The 3,286-nt window shown below is 31.2% G+C and carries 1 protein-coding gene and 2 pseudogenes; all 3 read left to right on the top strand.

Annotated features, from left to right (window positions below):
* Positions 1-1,058, top strand: a pseudogene (locus ACH2BG_RS08070) (hypothetical protein); the annotation flags it as partial.
* Positions 1,058-2,296 (top strand): hypothetical protein, encoded by a 1,239-nt coding sequence (locus tag ACH2BG_RS08065; protein WP_395047190.1) that lies wholly within the window; start codon positions 1,058-1,060, stop codon positions 2,294-2,296. The pseudogene ACH2BG_RS08070 and the gene ACH2BG_RS08065, both read left to right, overlap by 1 nt.
* A pseudogene (locus tag ACH2BG_RS08060) lies at positions 2,277-3,286 on the top strand (glycosyl hydrolase family 5); the annotation flags it as partial. The gene ACH2BG_RS08065 and the pseudogene ACH2BG_RS08060, both read left to right, overlap by 20 nt.

Raw genomic sequence — 3,286 nt, 5'->3', positions numbered from 1 at the left:
ATGGGATATTAAATTCGTATGCTAAACTAGATGCCATTGATATTACTGTTTTAGACCAAACGAAAGATAACGCCAAAATAGTAGCCAAAACAAAATGGGTCACCCCACTGGAAATAATAGCTAAGGAATACATTCACAACGTGACTAAAATAAATGGAAAGTGGTTTATTACACCCGTAAAACTTGATTTAGATATTCCGCCGGATCAGTTTATCTCTAATAATGGTACCGGGTTTTTCAAACATGGTCGAAGAGCAATTTCTACCCAACAGACCTATCATGATGATGTCTTGAAACAACCTGTTCTTGAAATTCTTTCGGCACAACTCATCAAACTTAACAAAGAATATATTATTATTGGCGAATTACAGAACGTAGATAATGTTCCCGCAGATGTTACGTTGAAAGCAACTTTATATGACAATAACAATAAAAAACTAGCTACTCATAATGCTAAATATGTGATAAAACACAAATTAATGCCAAAAGAAATTACGAGTTTCAAAGTAAACTTTGAAGATATTGCTTGGTTAAAAAATACCGATACAAAACCAACTACGTTTAATCCCAATGAATTTACTCCATTAGAAATTGCTAACATTCCAGTAGCATTTGATATTCAATGTGCTGGAAACGTTGCTATAACCGATTTATATTCACAAGTTGCATTATCCGATTTAGAAATAATCGATCAGCATCTAAAAGGAACCTTATTTAATTTTGGAATACAGGAAGTGACCATTCCAGAGTTATTAGTTTCGTATTTTGACCGTGATAAAAATTTAATTTATGTGGATCATTTCTTTGTTCGAGCGGGAGTACGAGTACAACGCAAACAATATTTTGATTATTCATTACTGGATTTAAGTAAAATAAAACTTTTACAATCCTCTTTGAAAAACTGTTTTGTAAACGGATCATCTAACGAATCAATTGCAAAAGATGTTGTCCCAAATAGAAATAATAACAGTGAAAAAGAACAACTACAAAAAGCAAAAGGGAAAGGTTATGATTTCATCAAAGTAGAAATTAACAATTATATTGGAAATCCAAGATAATGAGAAAAACAATTTACATCGGTTTTTTATTAACTGTCGTGCTTCTTTTGGCGTTTGGAACTTCATTGGAAAGAACTCAAAAGGAAATTTTGACTCTAAGTACAAAAACTAAATATTTTGTCGCAGGAAATGAGATAAAAATTCAATTTTCATCTGAATCTAAAACCACAAATCCCCAACTTTATATTATTCATTCCTATGGAAAAACGCTACTAGAAGGAACTTATAAATACGGAAAATTATCCTTTATACTTCCCGAAGTTTACTCTAAAAAAACAGGTACAGTATCTTGGTTTTTAATTGTTGATGAAGAAACGGTGGCAAAAGGCATTTTTGAAATCATTCCGAATAAAAACACGCAAACTCAAATTGAAAATTATTTAGGACCACCTAGCATATTGGCAGGCGGTAAAGAATTCACGATGATGGTTGCAGTTCCGACTGACGGATTTGACAATCCAGTAATAAAAAACACTCCCGTTTTAATAAAAAATCAATTTTTAAACAACATTACAATTGATACCGAAAAAACCAAAGATTTCATTGCTTGGAAAAACATATTTTCCAGCAGACCATCCGGTAAAATTTTAGTATCAACAGAATGTAAAAACATAGCCACAAAAGAGATAGAAACTGAAGTCTACCCCAATATAGCAACTAATTTCAGTATCAATTATACTCGAAATCATGACTTTGCAGATGGAAATCAGATAACAACTTTATCAACGTCGATAATTAAAGACTATTTTGACAATGTAGTGAGTGACGGAACTTTGGTGTCTTTTATTATCACGACTCAAAACAACACAATATTGAAGACTTTTGGCACCACAATAAAAGGAATCGCTGCAGGTCAATTATTGCATCCAGATCATCCCGATTTTTATACTGTAAAAGGATATATTACCGGAATTGCAGAAAGTAACTCTTTAAACATAGCATACAAACCTATCCTATCGACATTCAATTATACTTTTTATGACGGAAACAGAACACTTATTGTAGGTCCATTAAAAAGCTTTATGAACCAACTGGTTCCTAATGGAATAAAAGTTACTGTGAAAATCATTCATAAAAACAAAGTTGTAGCGACATTACAAGAAGACACGTCAAATGGAATTGCAAAATTTCATTTTCCACTTGATTTTTATAAAGAAAAAAAGTATCAATTTGAAATCACTACTTTAGGCACTACTCAAAAATCTGAAACAAAATACTATGACCCTCATCAACAATAGAAATATAACCCGAGCAGTTCTCATTTTATCCTTCATTTTTATAAATGTATTGTTACTCTTGGGTATTAGTAAAGTACTTGATTTTTTAAATTCAGGTGCTGACAGAACTTCTATGTTACATTTAGAGAAAGAAACCTTTAATACTTATTTACCAAAAGTTGTTTGGGAAAGCGTTACAAATCCTGGAAGAGTTATGGAGCTTACTACTTTAAAAAGAATCGAAAAAGATTATCTGTTTTCTTGGTACGTTAAAAATAAATCGTTGCAAGACAATACAAAAACTGGCATTGAAGATTATTATACGCAAAACACACGTCAAAATTTATACAATACTATAAAACAAAATGCAAAGCATGAAATCAATATTGAAAGCACAACCTTAAAACACAATCCAAAATTAGACTTTTACAGTGCCGATGGCCAATTAGTAGTTTTTACTGATCAAAATGTAGTTGAATATCAAAAAATATATCAAAAGAAAAAACTCATTGCAGCAGTTCAAGACACTGCATCGTATAAAGTAATGATGCTTTTAGAAGATGGTTTTTGGCGGGTGCGCCATTTGCAAAAAATAGAAAAAAACACCTTTCCTATAGATACAGTAAAATATCATCCTGTGTTTAAAATAAAAGGAGATAAAATCACAAAAAACAATAGTGATTTCACTGTCAAAGGAATCAATTACTACCCGAAAAATTCAGCTTGGGACACCTTTGGAAATGCTTTTAACCTAAATACCATCGGTAAAGATTTTGATATTATAAAAAATGCAAAGCTTAATACTATCCGGATTTTTATTCAATACGATGATTTTGGTAAAGCTGATGTCAAACAAGAAAAATTAGATAAACTCAAAAAAATATTAGACTTAGCCGCAACTAAAAACCTATTTGTCATCATTACTCTTTTTGATTTTTACAGCGATTATACTTTAGAAAATTGGACTTTAACGCACAGACACGCTGAAAAAATTGTTTCTACCTTTAAGGA

Source organism: Flavobacterium sp., from assembly GCF_043779715.1.
In the GTDB taxonomy this organism is placed as follows: Bacteria; Bacteroidota; Bacteroidia; order Flavobacteriales; family Flavobacteriaceae; genus Flavobacterium.
The sequence above is the reverse complement of the archived record's forward strand: the minus strand, read 5'-3'. Positions and strand labels throughout refer to the sequence as shown.